Below are 18,470 nucleotides of genomic sequence, written 5' to 3' on the forward strand. Positions count from 1 at the left end.
AAAGCCGGAGATCTACAGAGATCCGGCTTTTTTCTCGTTTAACCGCAGGAAAAAACCTATAAAAGGTTGCCTTGGTTGCAGCTTACCCAGTTATAATCGCCACAGTCTTTTGTTGTTAAGCCGTAGTCGGGCAGGTTGTTATGTATAAACCCACACCATTGTTAAGTTATTTTTGGGGTCTGTTTAGTGGTTTGATTGTCTCCGCTTTTTTGTTTAATTCTTTGACTCAAACTGAAGTTGCATCAGAACAAATCCCGGTCGAAGCAGAACAAAATACGCTAACGCCCGTCGCCACTTCAGTTGCCGATGCGCCAACACAAAGCCTGGCCAGCAGAGCAGAGTTATTGCTGAAGTACTACACCATTCGGGATGGTGCTGAAGAAACCAACTTAGCGCCTTTGTTACAGAAAAATGGCCATCTGGAGATTTTCCGCCAGATGCTGCAACAAAGCACAGCTGACGTCAGCGATTTAATCCAGTCCACTCAATCTTTTACTGCAGCGCAGTTTTATGCTTCGCTGGTACGCATTAAGCAAAAAGACGAAGAGCAACAAGCCAAAGCCCAGTTGGAGCTATTAAAACCTGCCCCTGTAATACCTGCTGTCAGCAATCCATAAACTCAAGGCGTCTGCTCCATTTTTGACTATAGTCAGAGCATTGGCTGAAGTCTGGAGTCAGGCAGATGAAGGTTCTGTGGTTGTGCTGTGTTTTGTTTTGCTTTGCAGTTTCTGCTGCTATGCCCTGTCCATTGTCGCTGCGTATGGCGTACAACAACGACTGGTTGCCTTATGTCCAACTGACGGATGAAACAGTCACGGGTTCAGATATTGAGTTGGTGCGAAGCCTGATTCATACACTGGGCAGCTCATTACAACTGGTTAGAATGTCAGAACAACGGGCACTGCAACAAATTCAACAAGGCGAACTGGATTTGGTGTTTGCCGCTTCCTACACAAAAGAACGTGCCGGTTACGCCTATTTTTCGCTGCCTTATCGGGAAGAAAACATTACCGCAGTGCTGAGTAACAACTTAATAGCGCAACATCCTGAACTACAGAACAGTACCGACTTTTATCAACTTGCAGCTAAACGCTGGTCCGGTGCTGTCAATACTGCTGGCTACTACGGTGACGAATTTGAACACTTTAAACAAAACGAAGGCCAAAGCCGGTTGTTTCATGTGGCAGAAGAATTCAGGCGTTTACAAATGGTGGCTCAAGGTCGGGCTCAGTATTCGATAGTAGACCGCAATGTGGCTCACTATCATATCCGTCAGCACAAAAAACTGTCACAGCTCAGATTACTGCCTTTTTTATTACATAACAGCAGCATTCATTTGATGTTAAGTAAAAAAACCGTACCTGAAACTTGTGTAGAGCAGATGAACCTTTTGCTGAAAACCAAGTTTAAGAATCAGATTGCATCTGAGCAATAAACTTATTCGAATCTGCAATTGCCTTGTTCATTGCACTGATCAAACTGCTGACATCCTGCTGTAAACTAGCAAAATCAGTCTGGATAGAGCCAATAGCTTTGGCATTTAAGTTATGTTTTAAAAACAATACATTGTCATGCAATATTTTAAGCACAGGCTGCATTTTCTTTTCAGCAGAACGCATTTTTTTCAGTAACTGACTAAATTGCTTTTCCGTACTCACCAGCTTTTGTTTGCTTTGAGCTTTTAAACTGGCGCTCTGGTATTGTTCCAGTTCACCTCGCCACTCGCTGAATAACGCATCCGCCACAGACTCCACTTTGTTGATTCGGGAACTGACCAGTTCAGCAGCTTTGACACTTTGCCTGTATTCAGCATCCAACGTTTCGTATTTCTGCTGTAAATCACCACCATGAAATTTCAGCAACTGACTGAGTTCGTCCAGCGCGTCTTTAAACTGCTGCTGCCCTTCCACCTGCGCATCACGGGCATCTTTCACCCTGTCGACCAGAATTTCACGTTTCTCTACACCAAACTTTTCCATGGTGGCGTAATAGGCTTGTTGGCAGCCTGTCAGACATAAAACAAGCAGCAGTAAACCACTTAATTGTCGCATCCTGTACTCCAGAATTCTGTGTAAAAAACCATAGTACTAGCTTAAGGCCCGGAAATCATCTGGCTCGAAACCCAAACACTATTTGAGTCTTTTTTTAACTCAGGTTAGCATTCACAAAAAATACACAAAGCACAGGCAAAATTGACAGACTGTACTCAGAAAATGTCAGCCTTTTCCGGCTTTTATTCCCCATTTCAGGTTAAATAGAGGAAGTTATGCAATTTAACCATTTGTCTATCAGACACAAGTTGTTACTCAGTTTAAGTAGTGCGGTGCTGATTGCCAGTGTGCTGATCAGTATGATCAGCCAGTCGATGACTCAGACGGTATTAACCGACAGAATGCTCAACAGCGAACTGCCAAAAAGTCTGCAACAGATTAAAACCAGTATAGAAACCGAAATTGACCATCTGAGCCGTATTGCGCAGCAATTAGCAACGTCGCCCCAGTTTCATGACTTTTTGAACAGCAACAGAGATCCGGCGCGTGAACAATTGCTGGTCGCTGAACTGGAAAATATAAAGCAACGCCATGGTTTGCAGGCAGCGTCTTTTTGCAACAGAGAACTGGGTGACTACTGGAACGAAGCTGGCTTTTTGCGCAGGTTAAATCAGCAGGAAGACAGCTGGTTTTTTGCATTTAAAGACAGTGGCAAAGCCAGTCAGGTTTCAGTGTTCAACAGTCCGGAAGTGGGTTACCAGATTTTTGTCAACTACCAACAGTTGGATGGCAGAGGTTTGTCTGGTATCGCCAAGCCGCTGACTGAAATGGTGACTATGATCAGTCAGTACAAAATCGAACAAACGGGTTTTGTTTATCTGGTAAACCCCCAGGGTCAGATCCAATTGCATCCAGAGCAAAGTATTGGTACAGCATTATCCGCTGTTTTACCTGAAGTCGATCTCAGTGCCCTGCTAAAACCACAAGGTATTCAGGTGCTTTCTGCAACAGAGAAGGGTCAGAAGCTGGTGCTGGCCTCAGTTTATGTACCAAGTATGGACTGGTATTTAGTGGCTCAGGTGCCAGAAAATGAAGTCTTCTCTGTATTGGATCAGATCAAACAAACCAGTTGGGTAACGGCATTTCTGGTGACCCTGGTTTTTGCGTTTATATCTATACTGCTGAGTAACAGTATCAGCCGCCCTATTCAGCAATTAGGTGAACTTTTTGCCCGTATGGGTCAGGGAGAAGCGAATTTATCGGTCAGAATTGAACAGCAAAAAGGTGCGGAACTTCAACAATTGACAGATGGCTTTAACCAATTCATCGGCAAAATTGCCGATTTAATCAGCGACATTCATCAGAGCAGCATCACTCTTAATACCCAGGCCAAAGCCTTATCAGAGCAGTCTTCGCTGAGTCTGGAGCAAAATCAACAACAACTGGTGTCTTATAACAATGTGCACCAGGCAATGGCTCAAATGGAAGCCACAGTGGCGGATATAGCGCAGAATTCTGCGCTGGCCGCTGATAGCACAAGCAATGTCAGTCAATTAGGTTCCAAGAGTAAATCCTGTGTTGATCAGGCCAGTGCCCATATCAGCAGTTTGTCAGCTGAAGTCACTCAAGTGGAAACCGTGATCAAGTTGCTGGCAGAAAAAGCCGATAGCATCAGCCAAATTCTTGATGTGATCCGTAATGTAGCCGAACAAACCAATTTATTAGCACTGAATGCGGCCATAGAGGCAGCCAGAGCCGGTGAACAAGGCCGTGGTTTTGCCGTGGTTGCAGATGAAGTTCGTAATCTGGCAGCACGCACCCAACGCTCCACTACAGAAATTCAGGATGTGATCAGTAGTCTGCTTTCCAGCACTTCTGCAGCGGTAACAGCAGTCACCAAGGCTGATGCAAAAGCTCAGCAAGGAGTTGAGCTCAGTCAGCAGGTTAGCCACAGTCTGAGTGCTATTGCTGGCCAAATTCAAAGCCTGGAAAGTATGAGCCTGCAAATTGCCGCTGCCACAGAGCAACAAGCTATGGTGACAGCTGACGTCAGCAGCCAGTTAACACAGATGAACAGCGTGAATAAGGCGAACGTCAACAGTGCGGAACAGATGCAACAAGCCTCACAGGGCTTATTAACAATAGCCCAGCAACTTAACCAGCTCGCCAGCCGTTTCTCTGGCTAAATCATTCAGCAGACAGAGCGGACATAAAACTCCGCTCTGGTTTTAATGACCATAACAGGCTTCGAATCTATCGGATTAAATTATTTTTCTAAAATTTGTCACAGTTTTATCTTTTATCGTGTCTTTGTTTTAACGCAGGTTACTTCACTAAAAAAACAGAGGACGCATCTATGAAATCAACAACAGTTTCCACTTCAATCAAACTTCATCTGGCGGCTACCATCACTGCTGCTGTGGCGTTTCAAGCAGCGTGCAGTTACAGCTCCGGCTGGTTTACGCCGCTGCTTTGTTATCTGCTGGCAATGGCGAGTCTCTTTACTCTGTTCCATCGTTTTGGTCCGCTGAGCAAGGCACAAAAAATCGGCTTATGGGTGGTTCAGCTAGTGGCAACACCGGCTTTTGTTGCTGCTTTATGGTTCAGCGGCAAACTGAACTTCATGTTCTGACCTGTCATATTTTCTTCAGAGAAAGGTGCTTAGTGCAGTTTCCAGTTGTTCCAGAGACTGCACTTCCAGATCAGCGGTAATACCTGCTGGTAAAGTTGCATCAAAGCGGTTTAACCAGCAGGTATAAAAGCCTGCTTGTTTACCGCCGCCAATATCAGCTATAGGGTTATCGCCCACCATCAGCACGCTTGCAGGATCAGGGTTTCCCATTAGATCTTTGGCATGAGTGAAAATTTGCGGATGAGGTTTGGCAGCCCCCACCTGCTCGGAAATCACCAGGATATCAAAGTGGTTATGTAAGCCTGTACGTTCTAAGCGAATTTGCTGCAGGTCAGTGAAGCCGTTCGTAATAATGCCTAATTTGGCCTTGCCCTGTAGTGCATTGAGTAAACTGACAGCACCAGGCAAAGGTGTGCACACTTCAGCCATCGCCTGCAAAAAACCTGTGTTGAGCACAGACGGGGCGACATTAAGTTGCTCACCCCAATAACTGAAACGCTGTTCCTGCAGCTGCTTTGCACTGATTTCTGCGCTTTGATACTGCAACCATAAAGGCTGATTCAGAGCCTGATAGACGTCATAATGCTGCGGTGTAAAGTCAACGCCATACTCTTTAAACAGCAGCTGTAAACCGGCATAAGCATCAAAATGAAACAAGGTTTCGTCGGCGTCGAATAAAATCCAGGAAAAAGCTTTCACGTAACTACTCTTTACATTTTTAGTTAACTGTCGGATGAGCCGTTGACTATCTCGGCTATTTCTTCCAGACGGCGCAACGCCAGATAGTTGATGGTGCGTTTTGGATACTGGCCTTTGCTGTTACGCTCACCTGCCGGCATATCCATTAATAGCTCCAGCGCTTCATCTACACCTTTGACCACATAAATATGGAACTGGCCCTGCTCTACCGCTTTGATCACTTCATCATTCAGCACCAGATTGAGCTGGTTACTGGCAGGAATAATACAACCTTGTTTGCCCGTTAAACCACGAGACTCACAGAGGCGGAAGAAACCTTCAATTTTTTCATTGACACCACCTATGGCCTGCACCTGACCATGCTGGTTAATAGAACCAGTCACCGCCAGACTTTGGGTAATAGGAATATCAGCTATGCCTGAAATCAGCGCACAGACCTCAGCCAGGGATGCGCTATCGCCATCTATTAAACCGTAGGATTGCTCCATCGCAATATTGGCCGACAAGGTCAACGGGAAATGCTGAGCGTATTTAGCACCTAAGTAACCAGTTAGAAGCATCACACCTTTGGAGTGAATGGATTTACCCAATTCCACTTCACGCTCAATATCAACCACACCAGTGGAACCGGCAAAAACTGTGGTACTGATACGGGCCGGTGTACCAAAAGCGGTGTCACCAATTTCCAGCACTGTTAAACCGTTAATTTTGCCCACAGCCCAGTCGTCAGTGTCTATTAAAATCTGGCCTTCCTGAATATCTTCCAAAAAGGATTCGCTGATGCGGCCTGTGCGGTATTGTTTGCCTTCCAGCGCCATTTGCACATGCTCAGCACGCAGCTCGGCAGAGTCATGCTGAGCTGCGTAAAAACAGGCTTCGCGCACCAGCTCCAGCACTTCAGCGAAACGGGCAGACAATTTACGCTGATGTTCGGCCTGACGGAAACTGAAATTCAGCAACTGCTTTAAACCACAAGCGGATAAGGTTTCCATATCCATTTGCTGAATTTGATCCTGAATTTGCAGCGACATATACCGCACTGTTTGCTCGTTAAATGGCAAATAATGCTCAAAGTCGGCTAACACCCGGAACAGCTCGTTAAACTCATCGTCCACGTCCTGCACCAGATAATACAAATCCCGTGAACCCAGCAGCACTATTTTTACACTGAGTGGAATAGCCTTAGGCGTAATAATGGTGGAGTTAGTGACAGCATGATCGCTGAGCGTATCAATCAGTATTTCACCGGTTTTTAATGCCAGTTTCAGCGCATCCCAAAGGCTTGGCTGAGACAATAAGCGATCGGCATCGAGCACCAGATAACCACCATTGGCTTTATGCAAAGCGCCGGGGCGGATCATGCGGTAATTGGTGTATAAGGAGCCTTGCATTGAGCTGTATTCCACCCGGCCAAATAAATTGCCGTAGCTTGGGTTGGGCTCAAAAATAATAGGAGCGCCGTCCATCAATTCGTGATGCATCAACACATTAGGCACAAAGTCGCCGACAAAGATGCCACGAATATCCAGTTCTTCCAGCTTATCGCTTTCGGCTTCTTCCGGTAACAGCTCCAGCATGGCTTTAACTAAAGCGGGTTTCATTTCACGCAGATAACGTAATACACCCAACTCAGCTGAATAGTCGTGTTCTAACTGCTTCAGCAAGGGTTTAATAGCTTGTTCAATGGTTTCACGACGCAGCGCGCGCAGGTTTTCCGACAGTTCTCGTTTCCACTGAGGTAATTCCAGCAATTGCTCGTTCAGAATGGTTTCAAGCTCTGAGACTAAATCGTAAAAAAACTGGCGTTTTTCTTCCGATAAATTAGCAAATTCATTGTCATCCAGCGCTTTGCCATCCACCACAGGCGAAAAGCTGACGGCGCCGTTTTCTTCATACAACACCACTTGCTGCTCTAAGGCTTTACGTTCCACCAAGGCAATGGCGGCTTCGTATTTATCATCAAATTCCTGATGAATGGCTTTTTTCTTACGCTGATAACCCGGGTTATCAAAAGCAGCGGGGAAAGTATCTAACAGCTCGTCTATTAAGGCTTCCACCTTTTTCACCAATACTTTGCCTTCGCCAGGCACTAAACGTAAGGTGCCCGGAATACGCTCGTCGTCAAAGTTATTGATATAACACCAGTCGTCCGGTGTAGCTTTTTCGCTGGCGGCTTGCTGCAGAATATCCTGGACCAAAGTGTAGCGGCCTAAAGCAGGCTCTCCCATCACATAAAGGTTGTAACCCGGCATATCCATGCCGATAGCAAAATTAAGAGCCGCCTTTGCTCTGTCCTGGCCAATAAAAGTACTGGATAAACCGCTCACATCCAAAGCTTGCTGGATCAGGTTTTTATCAAGTTGTGGGCCTAAATGTTCGGCGGTTAAAGCATACTTATGGCTGTTGTGCGTCATGCAACCTGCTCAGTGTTGAAAGATGAAAACTACAATGACGTCATCTTAACAAATCATTGAATAAAATGAATGTTTTAAAAAGGCAGACCCTCGCGACTAAAGTGCGTGCCGCCGCAATACACACAAGCGCCTAATTCGGCTGGATGATAAAAGGCCTGTTGTTGTTGACATTGCTGGCATTGATAGAGCCCCATGCCCACTTTTTCTCCTTGAATATAAGTGCCCTGATGCTCTAAATCCTGCATCAATTCCTGCCATTCAATTTGGGTTTTATCGGTGATCAAAGAAAGCTCGTACCACAAAGTTTCAGGCCAAAGCGATGGCGCTTCCTCAGCATCTGTGGCCTGACGTTTAAAGGTTTCTATAAAAAGCTGAGTTTCATAAGCTGTCAGCTCTTTGCCCGCTTTGACATAAGCTTTAACTGTGTCAGCAAATTCGACCAAGTGATCCAGTTGTTGCTGCCGCCCTTCTTTGAACATAGTGGCTAACTCATTGAGCCATTTCTGATATTTATCTTTAAATTCAGACATAAAACCTCCTTACTACTTTTCTTTAGTATAGTCGGCTGCAAACAAGCCACTGTGTTTTAAACCTGTAGCAGGGCTTTTTAGTCGCAAGGCTATTGCGGCTTTTTGCTCTGAAGCTCAGTCTGCATTCAGAACTTTAAAAGGGATTGTGAATGAAACTTTATTTTGTTTTTAGCGCTTTTACGTTGTTGTTCAGTGCAGCTAGTGCGGCGAATTACTTTCCTCCTGCAGGACAGTGGCAACAAAAACCAGCAGCAGAATTAAAAGTAGATGCAATTTTGCTGCAGCAGGCTGTCGATTATGCCATAGCAGCAGAAAACAAAGCCGACCGGGATCAGGCGATAGTGCAAGCCACCACTTTTGGCGCCAAGGAGCCCTACGATCAGATTATTGGCCCAATGAAAACACGTGCCCCAGCCAACGGTATCATTATTTACAAAGGTTCAGTCATAGCTCAGTGGGGCGATACCCAAGCTGTAGATATGACCCACAGCATAGCCAAAACCTTTTTAACTACCGTGACAGGTCTTGCCTGGCAACAAGGATTAATACAAAACCTGCAGGATAAAGTTGGCAGCTATATGCCATATGGCGTCGATTTATATCAGGGTGAACACAATAGCCAAATTCGCTGGGATCATTTGCTGCGTCAAACCAGTGACTGGCAAGGTACTTTATGGGGCAAACCTGACTGGGCTGACAGACCTGAAGGAAAAACACCGACTGACTGGCCAAAACGGCCGTTACGCACGCCTGGTAGTCATTACAAATACAATGATGTACGAATCAACCTGCTGGCGTTATCCACCTTGTATGTCTGGCGTAAACCTCTGCCCCAAGTGTTAAATGAGCAGATTATGACCCCTATTGGAGCTTCGTCGACCTGGCGCTGGTATGGTTACGACAATAGCTGGATTGAACTGGATGGTCAGAAAATGCAGTCGGTCTCTGGGGGTGGTCATTGGGGGGGAGGTATCTTTATTAATGCCTGGGATTTAGCCCGTTTTGGTTATTTGTTTTTACGCGACGGCAAATGGCAGGACAAGCAACTCATCAGTAAAGAATGGATCAAAATGGCCAGCACTGGCGGCTCAGCCAACCCTGAATACGGCTTTGCCAACTGGTTTTTAAACCCGGGCCGTAAAGCGTTGCCGAATGCTCCTGAAACTGCGGTAACCTTCCAGGGCGCTGGCCGTAATATCATCTACATCGACAAAGAAAACGATCTGCTGATGGTAGCGCGCTGGATAGGCAATGGTGATGAGCTGAATCAATTGGTGGGCAAAGTGCTGAAGTCTCTGCCATCCAACACAGGTAAATAACTGACACCCCATTTTTCTGCTGCGCAATAGTGATATTCCGCAGCCTTAGTGTTGTTGCGCCCCCCTCGCTTGCGGTATGCTAGCGGCAATTTTTTCCGCCGGTTTTATCGGTCTGGTTTTGACTTCACGTTGGAAGGTTTTTAATGCACGAACAATATAATCCGCAGTTGATTGAACAACAGCTGCAACAGGAATGGGAACAAACAAACGCCTTTAAAGTAGTGGAAGATGCTTCGAAAGAAAAATTCTACTGCCTCTCCATGTTTCCGTACCCAAGTGGCCGTTTGCATATGGGCCATGTGCGTAACTACACCATAGGTGATGTGATCAGCCGCTTCCAGCGTATGCAAGGCAAAAACGTGATGCAACCTATGGGGTGGGATGCCTTTGGTTTACCGGCAGAAAACGCTGCCATAGCCAATAAAACAGCACCAGCCAAATGGACCTACGCCAATATCGACTATATGAAAGGCCAGTTGAAACGCTTAGGTTTTGGTTACGACTGGGACCGCGAAGTGGCGACCTGTAAGCCAGAATACTACAAGTGGGAACAATGGTTTTTCACTAAGTTGTTTGAAAAAGGCTTAGTCTTCAAAAAAATGGCGACAGTGAACTGGGACCCTGTGGATCAATGCGTATTAGCGAACGAGCAAGTGATCGACGGCCGCGGTTGGCGTTCAGGCGCCTTGGTAGAACAGCGCGAACTGGCACAGTGGTTTATCAAAATCACCGATTACGCCGAAGAATTATTACAAGACTTAGACCAGTTAGACGACTGGCCTGAGCAAGTTAAAACTATGCAGAAAAACTGGATCGGCCGCTCAGAAGGCGTTGAGATCGAGTTTAAAGTGGCAGATTCTGACCAAACCATGTCGGTCTACACCACCCGCCCAGATACCTTATACGGTGTCACTTATGTTGCCGTTGCCGCCCAGCATCCATTAGCCCAACAAGCTGCTGTGAATAACCCTGAATTACAGGCTTTTATTGACGACTGCAAAGGCGGAAAAATGGCCGAAGCCGATATGGCGACCATGGAGAAAAAAGGCGCGCCAACAGGTTTATTTGCTATTCACCCCTTAACAGGTGAACAAGTACCGGTCTGGGTTGCGAACTTTGTACTGATGCATTATGGCTCAGGTGCTGTGATGGCAGTGCCTGGTCACGATCAGCGCGATTATGAATTTGCCACTAAATACGGTCTGGCGATTAAACAAGTAGTTCAGCCAGAAGCAGGCAGCACTGCAGTCTGTGATTTAACCACTGCCGCCTTTACTGAAAAAGGTGTGCTGGTTAATTCAGCCGAATTTAACGGTTTAGATTTTACCGCTGCTTTTAAAGCTATAGCCGACAAGTTAAGCGCTATGGGTATAGGTCAGGTTAAAGTGAATTACCGTTTACGTGACTGGGGTGTATCCCGTCAACGTTACTGGGGCTCACCTATTCCTATGCTGACTCTGGAAGATGGTACTCAAGTGCCAGTACCGGAAGAGATGCTGCCAGTGCGTTTGCCTGAAGATGTGGTGATGAATGGCGTGACTTCTCCTATCAAAGCAGACCCGGAGTGGGCAAAAACCACGTACAAGGGTCAGGCCGCTTTCCATGAAACCGATACCTTCGACACCTTTATGGAATCGAGCTGGTACTATGCCCGTTACTGCAGCCCGGATCATGACAAAGCCATGCTGGACCCGGCCAAAGCCAACTACTGGCTGCCAGTCGATCAGTACATTGGTGGTATTGAACACGCTATTCTGCATTTATTGTACGCCCGTTTCTTCCACAAACTGTTACGTGACGTAGGCTTAGTGCAGTGCGACGAGCCATTTAAGCGCTTATTGTGTCAGGGCATGGTATTGGCTGAAACCTTCTACCGTGAAACTGAAAACGGTGGTAAAGAGTGGTTCTCGCCTGCTGATGTGGCGACAGAACGTGACGAAAAAGGCCGTATTACAGCATCTGTTTTAAAAGCAGATGGCAAGCCAGTGTTGTCGGCGGGCATGAGCAAAATGTCCAAGTCGAAAAACAACGGTATAGACCCGCAGCTGGTGATCGATCAGTACGGTGCCGATACAGTGCGTTTATTTATGATGTTTACCGCGCCACCGGAGCAAACTCTGGAATGGCAGGACTCAGCAGTAGAAGGCGCAAACCGTTTCTTACGCCGTATCTGGACTTTAGCTTCTGAGCACAAAGACTTGTTTGGTGATGCTTCCACGGCGCTTGAATTAAATGCCGATCAAAAAGCCTTACGCCGCGACATTCATAAAACTATTGCTAAAGTATCGGATGATATTGGCCGTCGTTACACCTTTAATACCGCTATTGCGGCCATTATGGAGCTGGCAAATAAGGTGCAAAAAGCACCGGTGGATACAGACGCCGACAAACAAGTGAAACGTGAAGGTATTCAGACTTTAATTCAGTTACTGAACCCATTCACTCCTCACTTGTCTCAGCACCTGTGGCAGGAATTAGGCTTCAGTGTTGCACTGGAACAAAGCCCGTGGCCAGTGGCTGATGCTGCAGCTATGGTGGAAGATGAAAAACTGGTGGTGGTGCAAATTAACGGTAAAGTCCGAGCCAAAGTGACAGTCTCAGCTGATGCGACTGAACAACAGGTGCTGGAACTGGCCCATGCTGAAGAAAATGTGCAGCGCTTCCTTGAGGGCGTCACTATCCGTAAAGTGATTTATGTGCCAGGTAAACTGCTGAGCTTAGCCGTAGGATAAAATGAAAAAACACTTCGTATGGACAGGGCTGCTGCTTGCAAGCAGCCTGCTGTTAACCAGTTGCGGCTTCCACTTGCGTGGCAGCCTGCCGCTGGAACGTTATCCGGCTATTTTTGTCGATGCCAAAAAACATTCGGAACTGGCAAGCCTGTTATCGGAGCAATTGGAAAGTAATAAAGTGAAACTGCTGAGCGAGCTGGATCCAAAAGCTCCTGCTCTGATGTTGCAGCAAGATAGTCTGGAACGCCGTACTTTGTCCTTATTCCCCAACGGTCAGGTCGCAGAATACGAGCTGATTTACAGAGTGAAGTATCAGTTATTGTTGCCGGATCAAGAGGTTGTGGAGTATCAGTTTGAATTAACCCGTGATTATCAGGACGATCCAAACCTGGCTCTTGCCAAAGCCAAAGAACTTGATTTGCTACTGCAGGAATTACGTTCTCAGGCGGCCAGCCGTATTATTCGTCAGTTAAACCGGATCCGCTAATGCTGAAACTGTATAGCAATCAGCTTGCTGCACAGTTACAAAAAAACCTGGCACCGGTGTATCTGGTGTTTGGTGAAGAGCCGCTGCAAAAACAGGAAAGCATAGATTTAATTCGTGCTGTTGCGAAAAAACACGGCTTTGATGAAAGGCAAAGTTACAGCTGGGACAATAGTTTCAGTTGGAACGACTTTCTGATGGAACTGAATAATTTATCCTTATTTTCTCCCCGCCGCGTATTTGAGCTGGAACTACCGGCTAAATTGCCCACAGGCGCCACCGACCTGTTAAAACAACTGCCCTCTTTATTACATCCGGATCTGATCCTGGTGTTACACGCTGCCAAAAATGCCAATGACTACGCTAAATCCGCCTGGTTTAAAACTCTGGCAGAACAGGCAGTGCAGGTGCAGTTTTATCCACTGGACGATCAGCAGTTTCACCGCTGGTTACAGCAACGTGCCTCTGCATTGAAACTGCATTTAACCCCGGATGCCATCACGCTGATGCAGCATCATTGCGCTGGTAATCTGTTGGCTGCGGCGCAGGAGCTGGAAAAGCTCGGCTTAAGTCTTGTTAGCGGTACTGTGGATGCAGAGCTTTTAGAGCAGCATTTGGCCGACCAGTCGCATTTTTCTGTGTTTCAATTGGTGGATGCTCTGCTGTCAGGCCAGGGCAACGAAGCCCTGCACCGGCTTGACCGTTTATTACAACAAGACACAGAGCCTGTGATTATTGCCTGGCAATTGCAAAAAGAAGTCACCACCCTGATGCAAATGCATCTGGCCCAGCAGCAAGGCAAACCGCTGGCGGATTTTTTCAAAAAAAATGCCATCTGGCCTAAACGTCAGCCTATGTATCAAACAGCGGTGTCACGTTTACCAGCAAAATGGCTGGGTTATGTGCAGCAGGAACTGGCCGCCTTTGACCGGGCTTTTAAATCCGGCGCTTTAAATAAACCTGAACTGGCTTTAGCGCATTTAGTCAGCTTACTGGTCAGCCCCGTATCCAAAGTATTTTCATTGCAGCAGCGTTATGCCGACTTCACGCCCTGATCGCGCCTTTGCCGTGTTTGGCGGCACTTTTGACCCTATACATAAGGCTCATTTGGCTTGTGCTCAGTACGTGTTAACACATTGTGCTGTCAGTGAAGTGCAATTAATGCCCTGCCACCTGCCTGCTCATCGCGCCAGTCCTGGCGTTAGTGCAGAACACAGAGCTGCCATGGTACAACTCGCCATTCAGCATATTCCAGGTGTGCATCTTCAGCCACTGGAGCTGAATAAACACAGCCCTTCGTACACTGTGGATAGTTTGCGTTTATTGCGGGAACAACATCCAAGGGGTGGGCTTTTATTTGTAATGGGTATGGATTCATTGGCGTACTTTAAACAATGGCATCAGTGGCAAAGTATTTTGCAACTGGCGCATCTGGTGGTCTGTCAACGACCAGGCAGTACAGCAGCAGATGGCGATTGCCCTGAACTGCTCGAACAGTATGGCACCAGGGCCTTACAAGACCTGCATTTACTGGATTCAGGCAAAATAATGCTGCTGGATAATCCCCCTCTTGAGCTCAGCGCTACTGAAATTCGGACATTGCTGGAAAATAATCAGCAAAGCGCCGAACTAAATCAGCTGCTCAGCGCCGAAGTATTACAGTATATAAAAGCAGAAAGGCTGTACAGCGGCATATAAGATCGCTGCAAGAAGTGTTAACATATCGCGTTTTTAGATCCCGGAGTAAAAAGGTGCAAGCACAAGAGTTATTAGCATTCGTCCTAGACAAGCTGGACGACATGAAAGCCAAGGATATCGTCAGCCTGGATGTCAGCGAAAAATCCAATGTGACGGATTCAATGGTGATCTGCTCAGGCACCTCAAACCGCCATACCCGTTCTATTGCAGATCATCTGGCCAAAGAAGCGAAAAAAGCGGGTATCAGTGTGTTAGGCATTGAAGGTGAAGGTTCAGGTGAGTGGGTACTGATTGATTTGGGTGATGTGATTGCTCATGTCATGCAGGAAGACAGCCGCAGTTTTTATCAGTTAGAGAAACTCTGGAGCGCTTAACGGCATGAAGTTAATGTTGATTGCAGTCGGCACTAAAATGCCTGATTGGGTCACTACGGCTTATGAAGAATATGCCCGTCGTTTTCCGCGTGATTTACCATTGGATTTGATTGAAATTCCTGCTGGTAAACGCGGGAAAAATGCGGACATTAAACGTATTCTGGAAACCGAAGGCGAAAAAATGCTGGCCGCTGTTCCAAAAGGCGCCCGCATTATTACGCTGGAGGTGGAAGGTGCCAACTGGAGCAGTCCACAGCTGGCACAAAAACTGACACAATGGCAAATGGATGGCCGTGATGTCTGTTTACTGGTGGGAGGCCCAGAGGGTTTAGCACCAGCTTGTATCGCAGCCAGTGAAGGCAAATGGTCATTGTCTGCTTTGACTATGCCCCACCCTATGGTTCGAGTGGTATTGGCAGAAAGCCTGTACCGGGCATGGAGCATTAGTACAAACCACCCCTACCATCGCGAATAACCATGACAAGAAAACGCCCGTTAATTCAATACCCTAAAACCAAAAGACAAAAAGCTTTTTTTGATTTAGCCAGGCTCTTATTTGTGGAAACAGCAGTACCATTCACCTTATTTTCATCCATAGCCGCGATTACCCATGATTAAAAGACGCCCCTCCATTCAGGACCCTGCAGCTGAAAGCCAGATGTTTAATCAAAGGGCTTTGTTTGGTTTTGTGGTGGTGATGATTTGTTTTTTGGTTGTAGTGTTTAACCAATATAAGTTACAAGTGGTGATGCACGACCATTATGTGACTCGTGCCGATGGCAACAGAATCAAACTTATTCCACAGCCGCCGAACAGGGGGCTGATTTACGATCGCAACGGTATTTTATTAGCCGAAAACCGCCCTATTCATTCGGTAGAATTGATCCCCGAGCAAGTGAAAAATATCCCTGAAATGCTGGCAGAATTAGCCAAACTGATTGAGATTTCTCCTGAGCGTCAGCAAGAGTTTTTAAAAGAAGTGAAATACCACAGACGTTTTGTCAGCATAGCGGTCAAAGAGCATCTGACTGAACAGGAAGTGGCTATCATAGCGGTTAATCAGCACAGATTACCTGGTGTCACTTTAGAAGCCCGTTTAACCCGTCACTATCCTTATGGTGAACTCTTTACTCATGCCATAGGTTATATCGGCAAAATTAACGCCAAAGAGCTGGATAAACTTGAGGAAGAAGGCGTTACAGCAAACTACGCCGCCAGCCGGGATATAGGCAAAATTGGTCTTGAACGTTATTACGAAAGCCAGCTGCATGGTCAGGTGGGGTTTCAGCAGGTGGAAGTAAACAACAGAGGCCGGGTGATCCGTATTCTCGATTCCAAACCTGCGACTTCAGGTGATGATCTGATCCTGTCCATTGATATGCATCTGCAACAAAAAGCCAAAGAGCTGCTGGGCGAAAACCGTGGAGCTATAGTGGCTATGGATCCGCGTGATGGTGCCGTTATCGCTTTTTACAGTAATCCAAGCTACGACCCGAATTTATTTGTGCATGGCATCAGCGGTAAAAACTACCGTGAGTTGCTGGAGTCTCCTGACCGTCCTTTAGTAAACCGGGTTACTCAGGGCGTGTATCCACCCGCCTCAACCATCAAACCTCATATGGCGATATTAGGTTTGGAGCACGGAACTGTTACAGAACAAAGCCGTATAGCGGATCCGGGCTTTTATAAGCTGCCGAATTACAGCCGGCCTTACCGCGACCACGTCAGATGGGGCCATGGCTGGGTGGATGTGTACACTGCAATTACTAAAAGTTGTGATACCTACTTTTATGACTTAGCGGTAAAGCTTGGCATAGATCGAATTTCTGATTATATGAAAAAGTTTGGTTTTGGCTCCCGTACCGGTATAGATGTAATGGAGGAAAGTGCCGGCCTTATGCCATCCAAAGAATGGAAAAGAGCACGGCACAAGCAAAACTGGTTTCCTGGTGACACAGTGTCTTTGGGTATAGGCCAAAGCTACTGGAGTACAACCCCTATGCAGTTGGCTTTATCTACCGCTATTCTGCTGAACGATGGTTTAAAACCTACGCCGCATATGGGCCGTTATTTTCGTAACCAGCTGAAAGATACCAGCCTTATTGCTCCACTGGAACGTGTTATAGAGGTCAAAAACCCCAACAACTGGCAGATTTCCAAAGAAGCTATGCGTCAAACTCTTATGGTACAAGGCGGCACAGGTTTTAATGCGTTTAAAGGCATCAGTTACAGTGCTGGCGGTAAAACAGGCACGGCACAGGTCATTAATATGGCAGCCAACCAAAAGTATGATGCCAATGCAATTAAAGAGATTCATCGTGACAACGCTATGTTTATCGGCTACGCACCAGCAGAAAATCCAACCATTTCATTGACTGTGACTGTTGAAAACGCTGGCGGTGGTGGTTCAAATGCAGCACCAATAGCCCGTAAAATGATGGATTATTACTTCACACGTCAAAGTGCAGCAGGAGCCCAACCATGAATCGGCTGAAAGACCCAAGCCATAAAGGACTGCTGGCCAAGCTGCATTTAGATGGCCCTTTATTAGCAGGTTTGTTGCTGCTGTGCATTACAGGATTATTTGTGCTCTACAGCGCCAGTGGTCAACACTGGGATATGATGGCGGCGCACAGTACCAGATTAGTGATTGCCTTTGGCGCTATGTTGTTTTTAGCCCAGGTGAAGCCTCAAACTTTTAGCTTCTGGGCTGTCCCGTTATTTTTGGCAGGCACAGCGATGCTCGTTATGGTATTGGCTTTTGGCCATGTCGGCAAAGGAGCACAACGTTGGCTGGATTTAGGTTTTATGAAGTTTCAGCCTTCTGAAGTGATGAAACTAGCCGTGCCTATGGCTGTGGCCTGGTATGTCTCTTCACACCCTTTACCGCTGAAATTCCGGCATTTGATCATCGGTTTTATTATGTGCGCTATTCCAACTGTGCTTATTCAGCAACAACCCGATTTAGGCACCTCTATTCTGATTTTTGTAGCTGGCATTTTTGTGCTGTTTTTGGGCGGTATGAGCTGGCGCATAATCACAGCACTGGCGTTAATTATCCCTGTTGGCTGCTACAGTATGTGGCTTTTTGTGATGCACGACTACCAGAAGCGCCGGGTGTTGACCTTTATCAATCCAGAAAGTGATCCTTTAGGCTCTGGCTATCATATTATTCAGTCAAAAATAGCTATAGGCTCAGGTGGTTTTGAAGGCAAAGGCTGGATGCATGGTACTCAGTCTCAACTTGAGTTTTTACCTGAACGTCATACTGACTTTATATTTTCTGTCTTCAGCGAAGAGCTAGGCATGATAGGAGTATTATTCCTGCTGGCCTTGTATGCCTTTATCATTGCCCGTGGTTTGATTATCGCAAGTCGGGCTCAGGACAATTTCAGCAAGTTGCTGGCTGGCAGTATTACCCTGACATTTTTTGTTTATGTTTTTGTCAATATTGGTATGGTATCCGGATTATTACCTGTAGTGGGCGTTCCCCTGCCTTTGGTGAGCTACGGCGGGACATCCATGGTTACACTGATGGCAGGTTTTGGTATGCTAATGTCCATCAGCACCCATAAACGACTTTTAGCTCAGCAGTAG

At 46.5% G+C, this 18,470-nt stretch carries 17 protein-coding genes; 13 read left to right on the forward strand and 4 right to left on the reverse strand.

Annotated features, from left to right (window positions below):
- The first annotated feature begins 140 nt into the window (after nucleotides 1–140).
- A complete protein-coding gene (locus RHEIN_RS17685; RefSeq protein WP_008900351.1) occupies nucleotides 141–617 on the forward strand; it encodes a hypothetical protein in 477 nt (158 codons plus the stop codon).
- Nucleotides 618–682: 65 nt separating this feature from the next.
- Nucleotides 683–1,435, forward strand: coding sequence for a substrate-binding periplasmic protein (locus RHEIN_RS17690; protein WP_008900352.1), 753 nt, complete (start codon nucleotides 683–685; stop codon nucleotides 1,433–1,435).
- On the opposite strand, the gene RHEIN_RS17695 is transcribed toward RHEIN_RS17690, so the two are convergent.
- Nucleotides 1,407–2,051 carry a DUF2959 domain-containing protein gene (locus RHEIN_RS17695; protein WP_008900353.1) on the reverse strand — a complete coding sequence of 215 codons (645 nt, stop codon included), beginning with the start codon at nucleotides 2,049–2,051 and terminating at the stop codon, nucleotides 1,407–1,409. The genes RHEIN_RS17690 and RHEIN_RS17695 overlap by 29 nt on opposite strands.
- Nucleotides 2,052–2,266: 215 nt before the next feature.
- Between RHEIN_RS17695 and RHEIN_RS17700 the strand changes: the two genes are divergently transcribed.
- Both RHEIN_RS17700 and RHEIN_RS17705 read left to right on the forward strand, forming a co-directional pair.
- Entirely contained in the window at nucleotides 2,267–4,177 is a 1,911-nt protein-coding gene (locus RHEIN_RS17700; RefSeq protein ID WP_008900354.1) for a methyl-accepting chemotaxis protein, read from the forward strand.
- Nucleotides 4,178–4,347: 170 nt separating this feature from the next.
- Nucleotides 4,348–4,623 (forward strand): hypothetical protein, encoded by a 276-nt coding sequence (locus tag RHEIN_RS17705; protein WP_008900355.1) that lies wholly within the window; start codon nucleotides 4,348–4,350, stop codon nucleotides 4,621–4,623.
- A 15-nt stretch (nucleotides 4,624–4,638) separates the two neighbouring features.
- Here RHEIN_RS17705 and yjjG read toward each other — a convergent pair whose 3' ends face one another.
- The 3 genes from yjjG to RHEIN_RS17720 all read right to left on the reverse strand — a co-directional run bounded on the left by yjjG (nucleotide 4,639) and on the right by RHEIN_RS17720 (nucleotide 8,266).
- Nucleotides 4,639–5,322 carry a pyrimidine 5'-nucleotidase gene (yjjG, locus tag RHEIN_RS17710; protein WP_008900356.1) on the reverse strand — a complete coding sequence of 228 codons (684 nt, stop codon included), beginning with the start codon at nucleotides 5,320–5,322 and terminating at the stop codon, nucleotides 4,639–4,641.
- A 23-nt stretch (nucleotides 5,323–5,345) separates the two neighbouring features.
- A complete protein-coding gene (locus RHEIN_RS17715) occupies nucleotides 5,346–7,736 on the reverse strand; it encodes a Lon protease family protein (protein ID WP_008900357.1) in 2,391 nt (796 codons plus the stop codon).
- A 74-nt stretch (nucleotides 7,737–7,810) separates the two neighbouring features.
- Nucleotides 7,811–8,266: a zinc ribbon-containing protein gene (locus RHEIN_RS17720; protein WP_008900358.1), complete on the reverse strand. Its 456-nt coding sequence runs from the start codon at nucleotides 8,264–8,266 to the stop codon at nucleotides 7,811–7,813.
- A 149-nt stretch (nucleotides 8,267–8,415) separates the two neighbouring features.
- Here RHEIN_RS17720 and RHEIN_RS17725 point away from each other — a divergent pair, with 149 nt between their 5' ends.
- From RHEIN_RS17725 to rodA, 9 genes are all read left to right on the forward strand, one after another.
- Nucleotides 8,416–9,585, forward strand: coding sequence for a serine hydrolase domain-containing protein (locus tag RHEIN_RS17725; protein WP_008900359.1), 1,170 nt, complete (start codon nucleotides 8,416–8,418; stop codon nucleotides 9,583–9,585).
- 143 nt (nucleotides 9,586–9,728) lie between these two features.
- Nucleotides 9,729–12,317 carry a leucine--tRNA ligase gene (gene leuS / locus RHEIN_RS17730; RefSeq protein ID WP_008900360.1) on the forward strand — a complete coding sequence of 863 codons (2,589 nt, stop codon included), beginning with the start codon at nucleotides 9,729–9,731 and terminating at the stop codon, nucleotides 12,315–12,317.
- 1 nt (nucleotide 12,318) lies between these two features.
- Nucleotides 12,319–12,804: an LPS-assembly lipoprotein LptE gene (locus tag RHEIN_RS17735; protein WP_008900361.1), complete on the forward strand. Its 486-nt coding sequence runs from the start codon at nucleotides 12,319–12,321 to the stop codon at nucleotides 12,802–12,804.
- Nucleotides 12,804–13,856 carry a DNA polymerase III subunit delta gene (gene holA, locus RHEIN_RS17740; RefSeq protein WP_008900362.1) on the forward strand — a complete coding sequence of 351 codons (1,053 nt, stop codon included), beginning with the start codon at nucleotides 12,804–12,806 and terminating at the stop codon, nucleotides 13,854–13,856. The genes RHEIN_RS17735 and holA overlap by 1 nt, the downstream gene beginning before the upstream one ends.
- Nucleotides 13,837–14,499 carry a nicotinate-nucleotide adenylyltransferase gene (nadD, locus tag RHEIN_RS17745; protein ID WP_008900363.1) on the forward strand — a complete coding sequence of 221 codons (663 nt, stop codon included), beginning with the start codon at nucleotides 13,837–13,839 and terminating at the stop codon, nucleotides 14,497–14,499. The genes holA and nadD overlap by 20 nt, the downstream gene beginning before the upstream one ends.
- Nucleotides 14,500–14,552: 53 nt before the next feature.
- Nucleotides 14,553–14,873 carry a ribosome silencing factor gene (rsfS, locus tag RHEIN_RS17750; protein ID WP_008900364.1) on the forward strand — a complete coding sequence of 107 codons (321 nt, stop codon included), beginning with the start codon at nucleotides 14,553–14,555 and terminating at the stop codon, nucleotides 14,871–14,873.
- 4 nt (nucleotides 14,874–14,877) lie between these two features.
- Complete coding sequence (gene rlmH / locus RHEIN_RS17755) at nucleotides 14,878–15,348, forward strand: 23S rRNA (pseudouridine(1915)-N(3))-methyltransferase RlmH (RefSeq protein WP_008900365.1); 471 nt, start codon at nucleotides 14,878–14,880, stop codon at nucleotides 15,346–15,348.
- A 135-nt stretch (nucleotides 15,349–15,483) separates the two neighbouring features.
- Complete coding sequence (gene mrdA, locus RHEIN_RS17760) at nucleotides 15,484–17,358, forward strand: penicillin-binding protein 2 (protein WP_008900366.1); 1,875 nt, start codon at nucleotides 15,484–15,486, stop codon at nucleotides 17,356–17,358.
- On the forward strand, nucleotides 17,355–18,470 hold the full coding sequence (gene rodA / locus RHEIN_RS17765; RefSeq protein WP_008900367.1) for a rod shape-determining protein RodA: 1,116 nt from the start codon (nucleotides 17,355–17,357) through the stop codon (nucleotides 18,468–18,470). The genes mrdA and rodA overlap by 4 nt, the downstream gene beginning before the upstream one ends.

This window comes from Rheinheimera sp. A13L, from assembly GCF_000217935.1.
Lineage (GTDB): Bacteria > Pseudomonadota > Gammaproteobacteria > Enterobacterales > Alteromonadaceae > Pararheinheimera.